At 35.4% G+C, this 20513-nt stretch carries 17 protein-coding genes and 2 pseudogenes; 12 read left to right on the top strand and 7 right to left on the bottom strand.

Features of this window, described 5'->3' with window-relative positions; translation table 11 throughout:
- On the top strand, nucleotides 1-1173 hold the full coding sequence (locus tag Q5Y73_RS19545; RefSeq protein WP_305993603.1) for a sugar ABC transporter permease: 1173 nt from the start codon (nucleotides 1-3) through the stop codon (nucleotides 1171-1173).
- A gap of 327 nt (nucleotides 1174-1500) precedes the next feature.
- On the top strand, nucleotides 1501-2367 hold the full coding sequence (locus Q5Y73_RS19540) for a DMT family transporter (RefSeq protein WP_305993670.1): 867 nt from the start codon (nucleotides 1501-1503) through the stop codon (nucleotides 2365-2367).
- 115 nt (nucleotides 2368-2482) lie between these two features.
- Here Q5Y73_RS19540 and Q5Y73_RS19535 read toward each other — a convergent pair whose 3' ends face one another.
- The 3 genes and pseudogenes from Q5Y73_RS19535 to Q5Y73_RS19525 form a co-directional block, all read right to left on the bottom strand.
- Nucleotides 2483-3133, bottom strand: a complete 651-nt coding sequence (locus Q5Y73_RS19535) for a glycine betaine ABC transporter substrate-binding protein (RefSeq protein WP_305993602.1) — start codon at nucleotides 3131-3133, stop codon at nucleotides 2483-2485.
- A pseudogene (locus Q5Y73_RS19530) lies at nucleotides 3133-3976 on the bottom strand (ABC transporter permease). Before Q5Y73_RS19530 ends, Q5Y73_RS19535 begins: the two are co-directional and overlap by 1 nt.
- Before the next feature lie 28 nt (nucleotides 3977-4004).
- Nucleotides 4005-4899 (bottom strand): annotated as a pseudogene (locus Q5Y73_RS19525) (quaternary amine ABC transporter ATP-binding protein); the annotation flags it as partial.
- Nucleotides 4900-5658: 759 nt separating this feature from the next.
- On the opposite strand from Q5Y73_RS19525, the gene proC reads away from it, so the two are divergent.
- Complete coding sequence (gene proC, locus Q5Y73_RS19520) at nucleotides 5659-6504, top strand: pyrroline-5-carboxylate reductase (RefSeq protein WP_305993601.1); 846 nt, start codon at nucleotides 5659-5661, stop codon at nucleotides 6502-6504.
- A gap of 97 nt (nucleotides 6505-6601) precedes the next feature.
- Nucleotides 6602-7672, top strand: a complete 1071-nt coding sequence (gene proB, locus Q5Y73_RS19515; RefSeq protein ID WP_371320244.1) for a glutamate 5-kinase — start codon at nucleotides 6602-6604, stop codon at nucleotides 7670-7672.
- A gap of 177 nt (nucleotides 7673-7849) precedes the next feature.
- Here proB and Q5Y73_RS19510 read toward each other — a convergent pair whose 3' ends face one another.
- Nucleotides 7850-9124, bottom strand: coding sequence for an APC family permease (locus Q5Y73_RS19510; protein ID WP_305993599.1), 1275 nt, complete (start codon nucleotides 9122-9124; stop codon nucleotides 7850-7852).
- 13 nt (nucleotides 9125-9137) lie between these two features.
- Nucleotides 9138-9332, bottom strand: coding sequence for a hypothetical protein (locus Q5Y73_RS19505; RefSeq protein WP_305993598.1), 195 nt, complete (start codon nucleotides 9330-9332; stop codon nucleotides 9138-9140).
- A 218-nt stretch (nucleotides 9333-9550) separates the two neighbouring features.
- Here Q5Y73_RS19505 and Q5Y73_RS19500 point away from each other — a divergent pair, with 218 nt between their 5' ends.
- The 4 genes from Q5Y73_RS19500 to tkt all read left to right on the top strand — a co-directional run bounded on the left by Q5Y73_RS19500 (nucleotide 9551) and on the right by tkt (nucleotide 14976).
- A complete protein-coding gene (locus Q5Y73_RS19500) occupies nucleotides 9551-10474 on the top strand; it encodes a LysR family transcriptional regulator (protein ID WP_305993597.1) in 924 nt (307 codons plus the stop codon).
- Between the two features lie 53 nt (nucleotides 10475-10527).
- Entirely contained in the window at nucleotides 10528-11643 is a 1116-nt protein-coding gene (locus Q5Y73_RS19495; RefSeq protein WP_305993596.1) for a deoxyribonuclease IV, read from the top strand.
- A gap of 9 nt (nucleotides 11644-11652) precedes the next feature.
- Nucleotides 11653-12552 (top strand): formyltetrahydrofolate deformylase, encoded by a 900-nt coding sequence (purU, locus tag Q5Y73_RS19490; RefSeq protein WP_305993595.1) that lies wholly within the window; start codon nucleotides 11653-11655, stop codon nucleotides 12550-12552.
- Nucleotides 12553-12966: 414 nt separating this feature from the next.
- A complete protein-coding gene (tkt, locus tag Q5Y73_RS19485) occupies nucleotides 12967-14976 on the top strand; it encodes a transketolase (RefSeq protein ID WP_305993594.1) in 2010 nt (669 codons plus the stop codon).
- A 47-nt stretch (nucleotides 14977-15023) separates the two neighbouring features.
- On the opposite strand, the gene Q5Y73_RS19480 is transcribed toward tkt, so the two are convergent.
- The gene (locus Q5Y73_RS19480; protein WP_305993593.1) at nucleotides 15024-15293 is read right to left on the bottom strand and encodes a hypothetical protein; all 270 of its coding nucleotides are present in this window, start codon (nucleotides 15291-15293) and stop codon (nucleotides 15024-15026) included.
- Between the two features lie 87 nt (nucleotides 15294-15380).
- Here Q5Y73_RS19480 and Q5Y73_RS19475 point away from each other — a divergent pair, with 87 nt between their 5' ends.
- From Q5Y73_RS19475 to Q5Y73_RS19465, 3 genes are all read left to right on the top strand, one after another.
- Complete coding sequence (locus Q5Y73_RS19475; RefSeq protein ID WP_305993592.1) at nucleotides 15381-15902, top strand: GNAT family N-acetyltransferase; 522 nt, start codon at nucleotides 15381-15383, stop codon at nucleotides 15900-15902.
- A 67-nt stretch (nucleotides 15903-15969) separates the two neighbouring features.
- Nucleotides 15970-16425: a GNAT family N-acetyltransferase gene (locus tag Q5Y73_RS19470; protein ID WP_305993591.1), complete on the top strand. Its 456-nt coding sequence runs from the start codon at nucleotides 15970-15972 to the stop codon at nucleotides 16423-16425.
- Nucleotides 16426-16524: 99 nt separating this feature from the next.
- The gene (locus Q5Y73_RS19465; protein ID WP_305993590.1) at nucleotides 16525-17400 is read left to right on the top strand and encodes an SDR family oxidoreductase; all 876 of its coding nucleotides are present in this window, start codon (nucleotides 16525-16527) and stop codon (nucleotides 17398-17400) included.
- Between the two features lie 305 nt (nucleotides 17401-17705).
- On the opposite strand, the gene Q5Y73_RS19460 is transcribed toward Q5Y73_RS19465, so the two are convergent.
- Nucleotides 17706-18872 carry an ROK family transcriptional regulator gene (locus Q5Y73_RS19460; protein ID WP_305993589.1) on the bottom strand — a complete coding sequence of 389 codons (1167 nt, stop codon included), beginning with the start codon at nucleotides 18870-18872 and terminating at the stop codon, nucleotides 17706-17708.
- Between the two features lie 183 nt (nucleotides 18873-19055).
- Here Q5Y73_RS19460 and xylA point away from each other — a divergent pair, with 183 nt between their 5' ends.
- A complete protein-coding gene (gene xylA, locus Q5Y73_RS19455; RefSeq protein ID WP_305993588.1) occupies nucleotides 19056-20363 on the top strand; it encodes a xylose isomerase in 1308 nt (435 codons plus the stop codon).
- Nucleotides 20364-20513 lie beyond the last annotated feature (150 nt).

Here is a 20513-nt window from a genome sequence, read left to right as displayed (position 1 = left end):
ATGAGTACAAATACAGAATTGGTACAAAACAAACAAAAAGTGAAGTGGATTGCATTTGATCTTAGGGCTTATACAATGATTGCAGCTCTAGTATTAATTTGGATATTATTCACATTCCTTAGTGGCGGTAGTTTTATAGAACCTCGAAATCTATCGAATTTATTCAATCAAATGTCTGTTACATCCGTACTAGCAGTTGGAATGGTTTTAATTATTGTCGCAGGTCATATTGATTTGTCTGTTGGTTCATTGGTTGGTTTAACAGGTGGAGTTGCGGCTATCTTAAATTCAACCTATGACTGGAACGCAATAGTTGTTTTTGCTGTAACCATTGCTTTTGGTGCATTAGTTGGATTATGGCAAGGTTGGTGGGTTGCTTATCGTGCTGTACCCGCTTTTATCGTAACATTAGGTGGTATGTTGATTTTTAGAGGTGTTTTATTAGGAATTAGTGATAGTAGAACGATCTCCGGATTGTCAGATGGATTTAAAACGGTAGGTACAGGTTATGTTCCTCAAGAATGGGGAATAGTTGTTGGAGTACTAGCTGTTGTTGTGTTTACTTTACTTCTAGTTTTAAAAAGAGTTTCTCGTAAGAAGTTTGGTTTTGACATTGAGCCGATGGTTCTTAGCTTGTTGAAAATTGTATTAGTATCTATCATTGTCTTTACTTTTGTGTTAGCGATGAATGACTATAAAGGAATCCCAATTCCAATTTTTGTTGTTATCTTCCTAGCGATCATCTTTACGTTTATTGCTAAAAATACAGTGTATGGAAGACAAATTTATGCAATAGGTGGAAATCCAGAAGCCGCTCGTTTATCAGGGATTAATATTAAAAGAAGAACATTGATGTTGTTCGTATTAGGAAATACGTTAGCTGCAATTGCAGGTATTTTATTGACAGCTAGGGTTGGTTCTGCAACGGTGAATGCTGGTACTATGTATGAGTTGGATGCAATCGCTGCTGCTGTAATTGGTGGAACGAGTTTACTAGGTGGAGCAGGTACGATTTCGGGTGCGATTATCGGTGCCTTAGTTATGGCAAGTTTAGATAATGGTATGAGTCTAATGAGTGTTGAAACGTTCTGGCAATACATCGTTAAGGGTGGTATCTTAATTCTTGCAGTCTGGATGGATATCTACAGCAGACAAAGAAAAAATAAAGGGTAGATTTACCCCAAAAAAGTGAAGTGATTTCATTGAAGGAGTTTCCTAATACTTTCCGGGGACCTCAGGTTTTAACAACCCTCGTAACATCCAATTGGAGATATGAAAAGTTATAAATATTAAAAGTAAAAGCATTGGGAAATTCTCCAATGCTTTATTTTTTTGAGAAATCATTTCCTATAATACACCTTGTGTTATACAATTGAAAAATACTAAAATTTCATATCTTCATTTCATATATTAGGATAGTTTTGAAGTGAATTTTTATAACATTCACACCATAAGGTAGGTGTTTTTTTGAGTCTTCTATTACAACGCTCTAAAAAATCTATGGCTACGATAAGTATGATCATAGCTATGTCTATTTTCGGTTCCATTGGGTTTATAGCAGTACAAACAGGACTTCAAGCATTTGAGTTGGTTTTTGTCCGTTGTGTTTTCGCCTCTTTATTTTTAGGTGCTTTTTGGTTGTTGACTGGGAAATTTAAAGATGAAAACTGGGACATGCAAGAGATAAAACGTGTGTTATTATGCGGTGTAATCCTCGTATTAAATTGGGTGTTTTTATTTAAGGCATTTGAAATGATGTCGATCACGGTGGCTATTTCCATCTACTATTTAGCACCTGTCATTGTTCTTCTCCTGGGAAGTTTATTTTATAAAGAAAAACTGACTTGGATAGCCATCAGTTCTATATTGATCTGCTTTATAGGAACGATGTTAATATCTGGTTTGGGCACAGATACACCGTTTCATCAATTGTTATCATCAGGACTTGTTTGGCCTTTTTTAGCAGCTATTCTTTATGCTTTGCTTACGCTCCTTAGTAAAGGTATTCAACAGTTGTCTCCATATGCTGTGACTGTGATTCAAACAACACTAGGTTCCATTTTGTTATTTCCTTTAGTTAGCTTTGGTGCTTTTTCTGGACTTCAATTTCATCATTGGATTGCGATTACGATTATAGGAGTCATACATACAGGTGTGGTATATTTATTGTTTTTTGGAAGTGTTCGATTCTTACCAACGAGATTGATCTCTGTACTTGTCTTTTTAGATCCTATAGTTGCTATTTTATTAGATACAATGATCATCGGTTTTCGTCCAAGCATATTACAAATGATTGGAATATTACTTACATTTACAGGAATGGGAGTCATAATAACTCGTAATCACCATTCAAATACAAAAACTTAAATTCAACTATGGTGTCGGTGTTAGCCACAAGGAAGTGGTGACTTAAAAATATATTTACGAGGCTAGTAACAAAATAAGCTAACCCTGGATATTATCATGGGTTAGCTTAAGTTTTTTAAAAGTTCCGGAATGCGATTTCACTATCCCAAGCTACATAAGCAATCGAAATATCATCTCCATCTACAGATTCCGCACCATCTGTCCAAGCTTCAACTAGATCAGCGTTTTCTGACACCCATTGTTCTGCTGCATCTTCAGGAGATGTTCCTTCTTGAATAGACACCATCACATTAGCCATATCATCAGATGTCCAATCAAACTGATCTAAAACTTGATATGCAGTTGGAAGATCTTCAGCTAGACCATTTCTCACAATCGTATGAATATTCTCATCCTCACCATATATACCTAATGGATCTTCCAAATATTTAAGGTCGAATTTAGAAAACATCCAGTGTGGTGTCCAACTTGTAACAATGATAGGTTCCTTTTTATCGTAAGCTTTTTTTAGTGCTGCAGCCATTGCCGCGCTGGAACCTTCGACTAATTTCCAATCCTCTAATTCATATTGATCGATTACATCAGCCGTTGCTTTCATCAGTCCCGCACCTGGATCAATACCTATAATTTGATAGTTTACACTTTCACCTACGGATTCGCTATCAGTCCCTGCACCTTCACCTGATTCTTCGTTAGATTGAGCACATGCAGATACAACTAGTGCTAAAACTAACATTAAACTTAAAACACTCATTTTTTTAAACATTACTTATTTCCCTCTGTTTTATTTCTTCCTATATTATGTGTTAATCGATCAAGAATGATCGCAATCACTACGATGGATATACCAGCCTCAAACCCAATGCCTATTTTCAGTTGTCCCACTGCGCGATATACATCTGCTCCTAAACCTGGAGCACCTACCATAGAGGCAATTACAACCATGGACAATGCTAACATGATGCATTGATTAATTCCTGCCAATATCGTTGGCATGGCCAAAGGTAGTTGAACTTTAATTAAGCGTTGAGCAGTTGTGGACCCGAAAGCTTCTGATGCTTCAATAAGATCCTCTGGTACTTGTTGGATCCCTAATATGGTTAAACGTATCACAGGTGGTATCGCAAAAATAATAGATGCTACTATACCTGGAACTTCACCAATATTAAAGAAAAAGATAGCAGGCAATAAATATACAAAAGCTGGTTTGCATAAAATCTAAAACTGGCATGGTAATATTTCTGAAAAGTGAACTTTGTGAAGCCCAAATTCCGATTGGAATACCTAATAGAATAGTAATAAATACGGCAGTTATGACTAATGCAAGTGTATTTAACATGGATTCCCAGTAACCCAGATTGTCAATGAACAGTAATCCTAACAATGTAAACAAACCCATTTTCCAATTGCGTCCACCAAGCCACCATGCTAGAATTGCAACGAACATAGCAAATGGAAATACATAAAACCAGTCCAATATATCTACCATTTTTTCAACGATGAATGATAATCCATTTGAAATGCCTTCAAAAAACTGATCAAATTGAATAATTAACCAATCTATAAGAAGTTCAACCCAATCTGATAAAGGGATTTTAGGAATATTCATACTTCAACTCCTTATTTTTTGTACAATTTTAAATATTAATATGTTCGTCATTACCAGCCAGTGCACCAAGTACGGCTCCCTTAATCAATGCGCCCTTTATTTTGTGTTCATCATCTATCACTGCAATTGGATGTTGGGTTTCTGCAATCATATTAAATATGTCTGTTAATATACGATCTCTTTTTACTGTAGGTATATCTATGATTAAAATATCCTCAATAGTTTTATTAGTTTCTATTGCATCTAATGCATCCTTAGCTGTTATAATGCCTAGTAAACTATTGTTTTTATCTACCACAAAAATAGAAGAAATGGCTCTCTCTTTCATTAACTGCAAAGCAACTCGAGGCCCTTTAGTCACTTGAACCGTCTCTGGAGATTTCATTACATGATTTGCAGTAAAACTTTGGATAAATCCACATCTTCAACAAATTTTTCTACATAACGATTTGCAGGATTCATTAGAATTTCCTCAGGTGTACCTATTTGGACGATCTTCCCATCTTTCATTAATGCAATACGATCTCCGATACGAAGTGCTTCATCCAAATCATGTGTAATAAAAATGATGGTTTTATTCATGGTGGACTGCAAGCTTAATAATTCATCCTGCATTTCTTTTCTTATTAATGGATCTAATGCACTAAATGCCTATCCGTTCCTTGTAGTTCTAGCCCATACTCTGTATTTTTCAAAACCGTTCGATGAGGGAAGAGTGCAAATTTTTGAAATACCATACTCATTTTTTGTCTGCGTACCTCTAGAAGTTTTGTTTTTGTCATATGGGTTAAATTTTCTCCATTGATAAGAATTTGACCACTGGTAGGTTCAATGAGTCGATTAAGTAACCTTATCAAGGTTGATTTACCACTGCCCGACAGCCCCATGATGACGAAAATCTCACCCTTCATGACTGAAAAATTCAATGTTAAACCCATAATTTGATAATTTTTCTACATTTTTTTATTAAAAAAGTGAGGTGTTTATTTTTAATGTTGTAAGAATCCCCATTTTCAATAAATTCAATATTACCTTCTAATTTTGAAAAACATTGATAAAAGAATCCATCACAGATGGTTTAGCTAAATGCTGAATCAATTTCAACAAATTGTATGAATGGAATTTCAAAAAAAACACCACTATTCTCTGGTTAATAATTATGGGGATTATGCTATTATTAGTGTTTTTTTAGTTTTATTTTTACGATTTTTTAATGTAGTAGCCAATATAAGAGGAGCCCCTTAATTAAAATCTGAATCTTAATATGGATATTATCCCTTTTTTTGTCCTTAATTATGAGTTGTATTCCTGTCTTATTGATGTAACAACGCTCAGTCCGTAAAGGAAATAATTCCAACTCTCATAAATAATAAGGTACAAGCCCTCCAAAAGTAATAGGAATTTCACTACCAATATTTCACTCACTTTTGTGGTTGTTGTATATTTTGCTAAATAATATACCTCCATGTAGATCATACGCCAGTATAACAGATCATATTGAAGGATATATAAGAATCACGTATATCAAATACGTATGACTGTATTCAATACAATGAGGACACCTGTAAACCATAGTTATGGTGTTTTTATAATGACAAGTTGTTCTGTACAATATATAAAGTAGCGTTATTCGGCAAGCAGAGTATATACAAATATATAAACAACAGGAGTGGAAAAAATTTATGTTACACAACAAAAAGGTGGCTTTTTTAGGTGCTGGATCCATGGCAGAAGCTATGATTTCAGGCATTATTCATGCAAACAAGCTGCCAAGTCATCACATCATTGTTACAAATCATAGTAATGAACAAAAACTACATTCGATGACAGCAAGGTATGGTATTCAAGGGAGAGTCAAAGAAGAAGTAGCTTTTGATGAAATAGATATACTGGTACTAGCAATGAAACCAAAAGATGCAGAGGCTGCACTTTTGTTTATCAAAGATAAAATAAGATCGGATCAAGTTGTCATTTCAGTCATGGCAGGCATTTCAACCTCCTATATAGAGGATCGTTTAAACAAAAAACAGCAGGTTGTTAGAGCTATGCCCAATACTTCAAGTATGGTAAGAGAATCAGCAACGGGGATGTCGATCGGAACCTATGTTAGTGAGACTATGGCTTACCTTTGTAAAGAATTACTTGGTTGTTTCGGTGAGGTTTATACAATAGAAGAGGATCAGATGGATCTTTTTACTGGGATTGCAGGTAGTGGGCCAGCTTATTTTTATTATTTAATAGAGCATATTGAACAAACTGCCATTGCTGGAGGCATAGATGAAGAGACAGCTCGACAAATCAGCATTCAAACAATGTTGGGAGCATCCAAAATGATGGATGAACAAGCAGAGTCACCATCAAAACTTAGAAAAAATGTAACCTCTCCAAATGGAACGACAGCAGCAGGTTTACAGGCTTTACAAAAATATGGTGGAGGGAAGGCAATTTCACAAGCCATTCAATCGGCAGCAAAACGCTCACGTGAATTAAATAAAGAAAAAATTCTGGAGGTCGCTGGCACATCATGAAAATAACAAAAAAATTAGTCAATTGGAGTGATTTATTTTGACTCCTTCTCAATCACAAAAAATTGTTGTTAAAATTGGAAGCAGTTCATTAACTAGTATGAACGGAGAAGTGAGTAGAAGAAAGTTGGAAAAAATAGTAAATGAGATTGTACAGCTAAAAGATGAGGGACATGAAGTTGTGGTTGTTTCTTCAGGAGCAGTGGCCGCTGGGTACCGCAAATTAGGGTGTTTTAAGCGTCCTGAATCATTACCAGAAAAACAAGCAGCGGCTTCCATCGGTCAAGGTCTATTAATGGAATCCTATTCAGACCTTTTCATATCACATGGTTACGTTGCTTCACAAATATTGATTACTAGAGATGATTTTTCAGATAAGAATCGATATGGCAATGTACAAAACACAATGAATGTACTGTTAGAACGAGGAATCATTCCCATTATTAATGAGAATGATACGTTAACTGTAGATAATTTGAAATTTGGCAACAACGACATATTGTCTGCGAAAGTAGCAGGTTTAATAGATGCGGATAAACTTATCATATTATCTGATATTGACGGCCTTTTTAATTCTGATCCAAAAAAGGATACAAATGCGAAGTTATTGAAAAATGTCCAGGAAATAACGTCAGACATTGAAGCCGTTGCAGGAGATGCAGGCAGTGCAGTGGGTACTGGGGGGATGAGGTCGAAGTTGGACGCAGTGAAGATCGCTATGGCATCAGGTATTCCAGTATTCCTGGGTAAAGCTGATAGTAAAAATATATTGTATGATGCTGTAAATAAAAAAGCGAAAGGCACTTATTTTGAACAAAAAAAGAGAAAAATTATTTTAAATAAAAAGAAGTGCTGGATTGCGTTCCATTCAGAGCCTGAAGGAGAACTAACGATTAGTAAAAGAGTGAAACAAGATATGGTAGAAAGTAAGAAAAACTTAGATATTAAAGATATTTATAACGTGAAGGGACCATTTTTAAAAGAGGACGTTGTGAGAATTGTGGATCCAGAAGGTGAGGAATTAGGATTAGGTGTAGTTAGTTTCTCTTCAGATCAATTGAAAGTGCTCAAACAGCAATCAATGGAGAAATTACAACAATATCCTGATTGTACTGTAGTGGATCGAAATGATTTTGTTTATTTTGATATATCGGTCCCTGCAAATTTATAAATGATGAACGAATAGAATAAATGAACGGCATGATTTATGAGCTAGATTGAATGTCACCTTAGATCCTACAGACATTACACTAAAGTCAGGAATTGCGATTATCCTTAAGGTAGGATCTTCAGTGATAAATTCAAATAAAGCCATTGTCGCAAATCATCCATCAGGATGAATATATTCTCAATTTTGAGTAGAATACTCTGTGCCTAAGTTTGTCGGTGCGGAGTATTTACTGTTATGCTTGATTTGTTTGTATACGAAAGTGAACGTCAATATGGCTATGAAAATCAATACAAATGGTGAAGAAAAGGATAAAAATATGAGCAAAACGATTAGCATTACACTTGTTAATATTTTTACAAGCCTTTGATTAAATAGCTTAATAGCAGCTAACATAGTGACAAAAACGTTACTAATAAAAAATCCATCTGCTATAGCAACAAGCTGAGTAACGTTGATCCAATCATAAAAGATCATGATAAATAGAAAGATCTGAAAACTGCTAAGTGTGATAATTCCGCCTAGTGGAATATTTCTTTTTGTCCGAAATCCTAATTTTTTCGGTAATATTCCTTCATCTGATAAAGATCGTATTAACCTTGCTGTTCCTCCAATAAATAGGATGATGGAAGTCAAACATAAACCAGGTACAATTAGACCCATAATCAGCCCGGTAAACCCTCCAAAAATAGGAGTTAAAATGCTAGCAACAGTCAACTGAGATGCTCCATTTACATTAGGGATGGCGGCCCATTGTATTGAGGCAGCTACCATTAAGCATACTAAAGTAATGATCAGTGCGCTGAAGCCAATCGCTTTCGGTATCGTCGAGCGCACATCTTTAACCTCATTACTGTAATTACCGATAACTTCCCATCCAACAATGGTCCAAAACAACAATAACAAACTGTAACCAAATGAGGATACATCAAAACTTGTTGTAATAAATTCTGCTTTAGGATACTGAATTATTGATGTCAGTCCTCCTGAGAATAGCAGCACTGCGGACACAGAAGACAAAATAAAAGCGATTTTTCCTATAAATGAAACGTTTAGTAATAGTATTAAAACCGTAATGATCAATAAAACAACAGCCATCCACTTTGTTGATAAAAATCCATCAAATTGAAGGAATTGAGCAGCGGTCATCAATACGGCGATAGGTCCAAAACAAACAGCACCGATTAAAAAGAAGGAAGTTAAGTACTTGATGTATTTGCCAAACACAATCTCAACTGCTTGCGTCACACCAGAATCACCGGGGAACTGTATACTCAATTGACCAAATAAATAAGCAAAGAACCAATTCATCAACATGATGGTTATCCATGAAAAAATCGCATAATCCCCGGCAACATTATAAATGATTGGTGGAAGTAGAATAATACCTGACCCCAATATAGGACCAATAATAAGACCGCTTAGTTGTACAGCATTCAGTTTTTTTTCAGTCACTAGATCATCTCTCCTAAGCTTCATATTTGCAGCAAGTAGTTAACTTCTCTTCCTCAATTTTTCTGAATAGTTTATTTTTAAAATTTAGAATGATTCTATTTGCTTGGAGAAATGATTTATAATTTATACGATTTTCCTGCACTGCTTTTTGCATTTCTTTCTGTTTCATTTTAGTTAACATTTCAAGTTCATAATCGTTGAATAACATAATAATAACCTCCTAATTAATCAAATAAAGTTGATATAAAGTGTAAAATATACAACTATATGATTGGATTCGTTATCATTTCGAACCCATAACTTACATTTGACATTTCAAGATTTTCAATGGATTGAATCTCTTGTTGAATACACTTTATCATAGACGCAAGCATCAATGTTAGCTATAATTGTTGATAGCAACTATCAAAAAAGGTGATGATTAAAATGGATACGGATTACTATCGTACTTTTATAGAAGTTGTAAAATGGAAAAACTATACGAAAGCAGCAGAAAGTTTAGGTTATGCACAGTCTAGTGTGACTACACAAATTAAAAAAATTGAAGCAGCTTATGGGGTTCGTATATTTGAGAGAATGGGTAGAGCTATGCAGCTAACTCAATCAGGAGAACATTTGTATAAATATGCATTGAAAATGATCTCTTTAGAAGATGAGGCGATGGAAAGATTAATTTCCAAAACCGAGCTAAATGGTTCACTTACCATAGGAACTGTGGAATCTTATGCTACATTTGAATTAGTGAAATACTTTCAGCAATTTAATAAGAAACATCCTCAAATCAAATTGCAAATTGAATCTAACATATGTTCTGAAATGTATTTAAAAGTTATTGATGGAACTTACGATATTGCTTTAGTAATGGATCAGACGCTAGAGCATGACGAATTAAATAAAGTGATTATAAGAAAAGAAGAAATGGTTCTGGTTGGGTGTGCGAATCACCAATTATCCAAAAGAAAAAGAGTGACTGTGAAGGATTTGAAGGGCGAGAAGATTATTTATACAGAGAAAGGATGCTCCTATCGTATGATGCTCGAGCAAGCATTAAAAAGAGAAGGAGTATGCTGTAATTCCTCATTAGAATTTAATGGGATTGAAATCATAAAAAGATGTGTTGACTCCGGTTTAGGAGTGGCATTGCTGCCAAAAATCACAGTAGAACAGGAATTAAAAGAAGGTACATTATCATTATTACCCTTGGATGAAGCAAGCATTGAAGTATACGTTCAGCTTGTTGTACACAAAAAAAAGTGGATGTCTCCTGCATTAAAGGAATTCATTCAATTATTAAATCCTCAATATTTTGACGAATTGCGACAAGAGGACAATAAGAGTAAAATAAGTTAATAGAAATAATTTGCTAAAATATGATTTTAAAATAGATTTAGGAGAAGATAAATATGTTAAAAATAGGCTCACATGTTTCATTTTCCAGCAAAGGATTATTGAATGCAGCACAAGAAGCAGAATCTTACGGCTCTTCCACTTTTATGATTTATACAGGAGCTCCACAAAATACTAGAAGAAAACCGATTGAAGAGCAATTTATTGGAGAAGGCAAGCAATTGATGGAGAAAAACAAAATTGATGAAATTGTTGTTCATGCTCCATATATTATAAATTTGGGGTCCTATAAATCCAATACGTTTCAACTAGCTGTAGATTTTCTACAGGAGGAAATGAAAAGAACCGATTATTTGGGTGTTAGAAATATTGTACTTCATCCTGGAGCATATACGGATAAAGATGCAGAGTACGGAATTTCTCGCATTGCAGAAGGATTAAATGAAGTTCTCGAAGGTACAAAAGGAACAAATGTAAATATCGCATTAGAAACTATGGCAGGAAAAGGAACTGAAATGGGTAGAAGCTTCGAGGAGATTGCTTCTATTATAGATAAAGTACAAAACAATGAGAGATTAACTGTATGTTTTGACACATGTCACGTTCATGATGCAGGTTATGACCTTGTAAATGATCTTGATGGTGTGTTAGAACAGTTTGATAAAACAGTTGGATTAGACCGCATAGCAGTATTGCATTTAAATGACAGCAAAAACCCTCGTGGAGCAGGAAAAGATAGACACGCTCCAGTAGGATCTGGATTTATTGGATTTAATGCCATGAACAACATTGTTCACCATGAAAAACTGACGCATCTTCCGATGATTTTAGAAACACCATGGATTGGAAAAGACAAGAAAAAACAAAGACCTATGTATGAGGCAGAAATTGCATTATTGCGTGGAGATTTAGAGAATAGATTTGGTGATGAGTTCCTAGAAGATGTGGAAAAACTTCAGCATTTTTTCAATAAAGAATCTATAAAACAAAGAGAATTTATATTAAACACATGGGAAATGTTAAAAAGTGATGCAAAATTAAGAAAACAAGATCCGCGTGAACCTATGGAAAGATTGTATGATCAAGTGATGGAAGCAGAGCTATTTTCAGGTTTATCTGAGGAGCAGATTAACCAACGTTTAACAGCAAGTTTTGCAAAAGAAGGAGCGTAATTTTAAAAGATGAAACCACTGACACCTACTTCGAATAAATGGGCAGATAAAGCAAACCATAATCGAGCTCGCATGTTGATCTCATGTCCTGATCAGCCTGGGATTGTAGCTGCTGTCTCAAAATTCTTGCATCAACATGATGCGAATATCGTACAATCTGATCAATATACGATGGATCCTGAGGGCGGCATGTTTTTTATTCGCATTGAATTTGACTTGCCTGAATTAGAATTTAAGCTAAATGCATTAAAAGAAGATTTTGCAGTTGTAGCTGATCAATTTCAAATGGACTGGAGAATTAGTTTAGCTCCTAAAAAACAAAAACTTGCAATCTTTGTATCTAAAGAGGACCATTGTTTACTTGAATTGTTGTGGCAGTGGCAGGCAGGGGATTTATATGCAGATATTGAAATGGTCATAAGCAATCATCCTGATATGAGGGAATTAGTAGAATCCTTTGGGATTCCATATCATCACATTCCAGTTACTGCAGACACAAAAGCAGAAGCTGAAGCAATGCAGCTTGAAGTGACCCATGGAAAAGTAGATACCATAATTTTAGCGAGATATATGCAAATTATCTCACCGAAGTTCCTTCAATTTTATAAAAATAGAATTATAAACATACATCATTCATTTTTGCCTGCTTTTGTAGGTGGGAAACCTTATGCACAGGCTTTTAATAGAGGAGTTAAAATCATTGGGGCAACTGCGCACTATGTAACGGAAGAGCTTGATGGAGGTCCGATTATTGAGCAAGATGTACAAAGAGTAAGTCATCGGGACACAGTGGATGAATTGAAACGAATTGGTAGACACATCGAAAGAATCGTTTTAGCGAGAGCTGTATCTTGGCATGTAGAAGATCGAATTTTAGTTCATGAAAATAAAACCGTTGTATTTAACTAGATCTTGCTTAAAGTAAATTAACAGTCCGTAACTCCTCTATAAAAGTGGCTAACGGACTGTTAACTTTTCTGTTGCATCAAGTTTTATTTGATATTAGGCTGAAAAATTTGAAAAAAAGGAATACTTTATCAATTTAAAGTGGAAAAGGTAGTTTCCAAGTGTTACAATACAATTAATTTTAACTTTGAATGATATAACTGCCAACGTTCTAAATCATAATTGTACGTGAGAGGTAGGCCCAACAGAAAAAATTAAACAACTCGCATTGATTGTTATTTGTTCTGAAAATTGGGGATTAATAACGAATGTAACTCGTTTTTTTTAAAAAAAGACCAAGCATTTTAAAGAGGTAGTACCGAGGTAGTTAAGTATTTTCAAGTGTATAAACGATAATCATACTAGGAGGTTTTAATGATGAATCAAAATATAGAAACATTAAGTGTAAATACAATTCGTACTTTAGCCATTGATGCTATTGAAAAAGCGAATTCAGGACATCCGGGGATGCCAATGGGAGCTGCGCCGATGGCTTATGAATTATGGGCAAAATTTATGCAACATAATCCTGACAATCCGAACTGGATCAATCGAGACCGTTTCGTTCTTTCCGCAGGTCATGGTTCAATGTTATTATACAGCTTGCTTCATTTAAGTGGATATGATCTTCCTATGGAGGAAATTAAAAATTTCCGTCAATGGGGCAGTAAAACACCAGGACATCCAGAGTTTGGACATACAGCAGGTGTAGATGCAACAACAGGACCACTTGGACAAGGGGTTGCAATGGCGGTAGGTATGGCAATTGCAGAAGCTTATCTTTCAGCGACATACAACAAGGATGATTACAACGTAATGGACCATTTTACATATGCAATCTGTGGTGATGGAGATTTAATGGAAGGGATTTCTAGTGAAGCAGCTTCCTTAGCTGGACATTTAAAATTAGGAAAACTAATTATGTTATACGATTCCAACGATATTTCTTTAGATGGTGAACTTAACCTTTCCTTCTCTGAAGGTGTTACAGCTCGCTTTGAAGGTCATGGCTGGCAGGTGCTGCGTGTTGAAGACGGTAATAACTTAGAGGAAATTAATCAAGCGATTGCACAGGCTAAGGCGGAGTTAAATAAACCTACGATTATTGAAGTGAAAACAGTGATTGGATATGGTAGTCCAAACAAACAAGGTAAGGGTGGCAAGGTTGGACCTCATGGTTCTCCACTTGGAAAGGATGAGGTTGTTCTTACTAAAGAGACTTATGGATGGCCAAATGAACCTGACTTCCATGTGCCAGATGAAGTAAGGGAACATTTTGCAGCGCTAAAAAACGATGGAATTGAAGCAGAAAAAGCTTGGAATAGCATGTTTGAAAATTACAAGCAACAATATCCGCAGTTAGCACAACAGTTTGAACAAGCAGTGAACAATGAGCTTCCTGAAGGATGGGATGCAGATTTACCATCCTATACACCTGAGGATAAAGCAATTGCTACTCGAGTTGCTTCTGGAAATGCATTAAATGGTCTAGCTAAAAAAGTTCCTACAATATTCGGTGGTTCTGCGGACTTAGAGTCTTCTACAAATACACATATGAAGGATTTAGGTGTGTATACTGCAGCAGACTACAGCGGAAGAAATATTTATTATGGTGTTCGTGAATTTGCGATGGCAGCAGCTATGAACGGTATTTTATTGCATGGAGGAGTTAGAGCATATGGTGGTACGTTCTTTGTTTTTTCTGATTATCTTCGCCCTGCTGTTCGTTTAGCTGCTTTGATGAACTTGCCGGCTATTTATGTACTAACTCATGATAGTATTGCTGTAGGTGAGGATGGACCAACACATGAACCGATTGAGCAATTGCCAGCTTTAAGAGTGATTCCAAATTTAACAGTAATTCGTCCTGCAGATGGAAATGAAACAAGTGCAGCTTGGCGTTATGCAGTTGAAAATACAGGTGCTCCAGTAGCATTAGTGTTAACTCGTCAGAATCTTCCGCAATTAGCAGGTACTAATAATGCTAATGAAGACCTAACTAAGGGAGCTTATGTTGTATCTGATGCATCGGATGGAAAACCGCAAGCTCAATTGATTGCCACTGGTTCTGAGGTTTCTCTAGCAGTGGAGGCTCAAAAATCACTTGCTGATGAAGGCATCCAAGTTCGTGTTGTTAGTATGCCTAGCTGGGAGTTGTTTGAACAACAAGATCAAGCTTATAAGGATTCTGTAATCTTACCTGATGTAAAAGCTCGTTTATCGTTAGAAATGGCTCAATCACTTGGTTGGGAACGTTATGTAGGGGATCAAGGAGATATTCTTGGGATAGATATCTTTGGTGCATCTGCTCCAGGGCCAAAAGTGATTGAGGAATATGGCTTCACAGTAGAGAATGTTATATCTAAAGTAAAGGCATTGTTGAAATAGAAGTACAAATAGCACCACTTAATAAAGCAGGCAACTGGATATTAATCCTAGTTGCTTGCTTTATTTCTGTTTAAATTTTTTACAAAAAGAACAATGCTGACCAATAAAGTGATTATACCTGTGATAAAAAAGCCATTAGCATACGAAGGAATTTGTTCTGTTCTTACTCTGTCATTGATTTCTATACCTAGAAAGTATATTCCAATACCTGCTCCGTCAACATGCATCCCTATAGACCGCAAAGCGATTCCTTTATTTAAAAGTAAACCTGTAAACAAAACAAAAATAATTGGCATTATCCATTGCAAATATTTCATGATTCCCTCCTTCTAATAGCATAAATTTCCTTTTCTGTTGATTCTAATATATAGTATAGAATAACTCTATTTACAGGGGGAGGAATAATGACTATATTTTGCGAGACCAATAGATTGTTTTTAAGATCTGTGCAATTAGAGGATAGTGCTTTAATAGCCAAGTGGAAAAGTGATGAATTATTAAAAAAAATGTCTATAGGATTGAATACAGTAATAACAGAACAAAATCAACAGGAGGATATACATAAGAGTATTGAATTGAAACAACCGTATTATATTATTACTATAAAAAATCTTAACAAGTCAATTGGATATGTAAGACTTAATTGGATGGATGATACGAATTATTTTGGATGGTTGAGATTTGGGTTAGGGGAAGAAAGAGGGCATGGTTACGCGAAAGAAGCCTTATATTCGTATATTGAAAAGGTTTTTAAAAGTGGTACAAAAAGAATAGATGCAGAGGTCTATGAATTTAATAAAATCAGCTTTAACCTTCTTCAATCAATTGGTTTTATGCATGAAGGAACAAGGAGAAAGGCGTACTATTCAAATAATGTTTTTTCTGATGTACATACTTTAGGATTATTACAAAGTGATTTGAAATAAAAATAAATACTAGACCTATTCCCCAATGAAGTGACAAGAGTAAGTTATGAGAAATTAGGTGATTACTTTGATAAAGAAGATTGATATTACTACTAAGGATGTAGCAGAGCAAGTGCTGAGAGTGCAAATTCCTTCTTACAAAGTTGAAGCGGATATGATCAATTTTTATGATATTCCACCGTTAAAAGATTCCGCAGCTTCTTTACAAAGAAGTGAAGAAACATTTTGTGGTTATTATGTTGGCGAGGAGTTAGCTGGAGTTATATCTTATGAAATTGAGACTTCCATTCTCACGATATGCCGTATGATTGTCCATCCTGATTTTTTTCGTAAAGGGATAGCGTCAGCATTACTGCATTCACTTTTTGAATCGAGTCTAAATGTGAAAAAAATGGTGGTATCTACAGGTCGAGATAATGAACCTGCTAAGAAACTATATAAAAAGCATGGGTTTCATGAAGTGAGAGATGTTGAATTATCACATGATGTATTTATAACAAGACTGCAGAAAATGATGGATTAATGTGCGATTTGTTTTGATAATTAATTCATGAATTACGTCAGAAGGTGACATATTAGTCCTATATACTTTTACAGTAAATAATGAAAGGGTGAGTCTGATATGAAACCATTAAGTGGAAAAGTAGCTGTTGTAGCAGGGGCCACACGAGGAGCTGGACGTGGGATTGCAACTATGCTGGGTGAAGCTGGTGCAACGGTATATGCAACTGGAAGAAGTACACGAGGGAATTTGTCATCTATGGGGCGAACCGAAACGATTGAGGAAACAGCTGAACTTGTAACTGAAGCGGGAGGTTTAGGAATTTCCCATAGAGTTGATCATACAGTTGATGAAGATATAAAAGGATTGTTTGATAGAGTGAAAGAAGAGCAGAAAGGACAACTAGATATTTTAGTTAATGATGTCTGGGGAGGTGATCCTCTGACAGAATGGGAAGTTCCTTTTTGGAAACACAACTTAGAGAACGGTTTGTTGATACAGGAACGTGCGGTTCACTCTCATATCAAAACAAGCTATTATGGAGTTCCACTAATGGTAGAAAATAAAAAAGGTCTTGTCATTGAGATCACCGACGGTGTGAGTTATGACTATCGTGGGAATTTATTTTATAGCTTGGCTAAAATATCTGCGATTCATTTGGCTCAAGCAATGGCCCAGGACTTAAAAGAATACAACATTACTTCATTAGCAGTAACTCCAGGGTTTTTACGATCAGAAGCGATGTTGGATTGGTTTGAGGTCACAGAGGAAAATTGGCAAGAAGGTGCGAAGAAAGATCCTCACTTTATTGCTTCAGAAACTCCATTTTTTGTAGGCAGGGCGATTGCAGCTCTTGCAAGTGACCCAAACGTAAATGTGAAAAGTGGAAAATCACTTAGCTCCTGGGAGCTTTCAAGGGAATATGGTTTTAAGGATATAGATGGTAGACAACCCGACTGGGGTAAGTATTTTGATGAAAATGTACTAAAAAAATAATATTAATAAATGCTTCTTCAGAATCGTAAGAAGCATTTATTTTGAAAAAAGGTTATACGCTTCATGTATTTTGGTTAAATAAAAAACGCTGCACTTAAAACAATGAGTAAAAGGATAAAAATGAGTAAAAATAAGGTTAAACCTCCAAAACCAAATCCACCAAATGCGCTCATTTATGCACCTACCCCAAATTTCCTTAATATAATTTATGTCAATCACCTATTTATTCTCTAGACATATAACTAATTCATTCTAAAATAGTGATTCGTCTATAGTCACTTATACATGGCTTTTTATTTTTTTTACTAAATAAGTTCTTCATGATCAGTAAAAAATTTAGAAATTGCTAATGTTGAAGCTCCTAATGTGGTAGATTTCGTTCTAAGATCAGAGAAAATGACTTCAGTCTTTTGATTATGATAAGTTAAAGCTCGTTGCTCCACGGTAGAAAGGATCGTATCCTTTATCCATTGCTCAGCAGTGCTTAGTCGACCTCCAACAATAATTAATTCTGGATTAAATATGTTAATGATATTAGAGATTCCGATTCCTAAATAAACACCAACCTGACTGAAATTCTGCATGACTGATTCATCTCCTTTGGCAGCTAGATGAATATATTGTTGAAGTTTATTTTCATCATGAGATATAGCTTCACTTTGTTTTAGTAATGCTTTTTCTGATGCATATAACTCCCAACATCCTACATTTCCACAACGGCACTGCTCTCCATCGGCTTTTATCGTCATATGACCTAATTCACCAGCATATCCAGAAACACCTCGGTAAATCTTGTTTCTTAGTATCATGCCTACTCCTATTCCAATACCTGCGCTAATATAAATTAAATTTTCTGCGTTTTGACCTCGTCCAAATTGGTTTTCTCCTAATGTACCAGCATTGGCTTCATTATCGATCACAACAGATACTTTAAATTCATCATTTAGTGCCTGTTTAAGTTTGACGTTCTTCCACCCTAAATTTGGAGCGTGCAATATAGTTCCTTTTTCATTTACAATCCCAGGCACACCAATGCCAATTCCGATAATACCGTAAGGACTTTTTGGTGTTTTTTGAAATAATTCTCGTATTGTCTTGATTAATGTGGATAAAATAGCTACTGTAGAGTGGTCGTGAATAGACTCTTTTTGTTCATAAATGATATCCCCACTTAAATCTGTAATCACATAAAGAATATAGTTTACACCAAGGTCAATTCCTATTGAGTAACCTGCTTGATGATTAAATAACAACATGACTGGTTTTCTTCCACCACTTGATTTTCCAGTTCCTGCTTCATACACAAATTGGCTTTCTATTAATTCATTCACAAGAGACGAGACAGTACCTTTGTTTAATCCTGTTTTTTCTGAAATTGCAGCCCGGGATACCAGTTCCAGTTTTTTTATCTCATCTAAAACAATGGTTTTATTCATTTTTTTGATTAAGTTTTGATCTCCTGTAATCGTCATAAAAACACCTCAATATTTAAGTTAAATTTATATTAGCATGTTATGATAGAAAAATATATATACTTTGTTTATTCAATAGACAAAGTGGATTGTTGATGCTATGATTTACTTATTATGTACTTTAAATTCAACTTAAAAGACAAGTTTTTTAAGTTTAATAATAATGCGATGGAGGGGTATTGAATGAGCGTATTTAATAACGTCCCAAAAATTCAATTTGAAGGAAAGGAATCTACGAATCCACTTGCCTTTAAACACTACAATGCTTCTGAAGTTGTGTTAGGCAAAACGATGGAAGAGCACCTAAGATTTGCCTGCTCATATTGGCATACATTCACAGGCACAGGTGCAGATCCATTTGGTGCGGAAACAATGGTTCGTCCTTGGAATGGTCAAAATGGAGTGAGTTTGGCTAAAGCAAGGGTAGAAGCTGCATTTGAGTTTTTTGAAAAGCTAAATATGCCTTATTTTTGCTTTCATGACCGAGATATTGCTCCTGAAGGAAATAGTTTAAAAGAAACGAACGAAATTTTAGATCAGATTGTTACTGAAATTCAAGCTGGGATGAAAACGAGTCACGTGAAGTTATTATGGAATACAGCTAATATGTTTACAAATCCAAGATTTGTGCATGGTGCAGCTACTACAAATAATGCAGATGTATATGCTTATGCAGCAGCACAAGTGAAAAAAGGGCTGGAAACAGCAGTACAGCTTGATGCTGAAAATTATGTATTCTGGGGTGGACGTGAAGGTTATGAATCCTTGTTATATACAGACATGGAGTTTGAATTGGATAACCTAGCGAGATTTTATCATATGACCATTGATTATGCTAAGGAAATTGGTTTTACTGGACAGTTTTTAATTGAACCTAAACCGAAAGAACCTACTAAACATCAGTATGATTTTGATGCGGCGACAACAATTGCTTTTTTACAAAAGTATAACTTGCAAGATCATTTCAAATTAAATTTAGAAGCCAATCATGCTACTTTAGCTGGACATACCTTTGAACATGAGCTAAGAACAGCTCGTATCAATGGAATGCTTGGGTCTATCGATGCGAATCAAGGTGATTTATTGCTTGGATGGGACACAGATGAATTTCCTACTGATCTATACTCTGTAACGCTAGCAATGTATGAAATTCTTAAGAACAATGGATTAGGGTCAGGCGGCGTAAATTTTGACGCAAAAGTTAGAAGAGCTTCAATGGATGCTGAAGATTTATTTTATGCACATATCGCAGGTATGGACAGCTTTGCAAGAGGGCTTAAATCCGCAGCAAAACTAATCGAAGATCGAGTTTTGGATGATGTTATAGAAAATAGATATGACAGCTTTAAAAGTGGTGTTGGTTTAGACATCGTTTCTGGAAAAGCGAATTTCCATACACTTGAACAACATGCACTTGAAAGTACTGATATTAAGAATAAATCTGGTCGTTTAGAGCAGCTTCGTTCCATTTTAAATGAATATATTTTTTAGGCTCATATCATAAAGTGTTTTTGATCGTAGATTTCAGTGAAAGGGGATACCTCCAGTCGCTGTTAAAATCGTAAATCTGAATTATATTATAAGGTGAATTTGCGATTTTAAAGGCGAACGTTCCACTCTTTTGGCATCCCTCTTTCACTT

The organism is Chengkuizengella axinellae, from assembly GCF_030730905.1.
Classification (GTDB): domain Bacteria; phylum Bacillota; class Bacilli; order Paenibacillales; family KCTC-33759; genus Chengkuizengella; species Chengkuizengella axinellae.
Note: the sequence above shows the minus strand (reverse complement) of the source record. Positions and strands in the feature narration are given on the sequence as shown.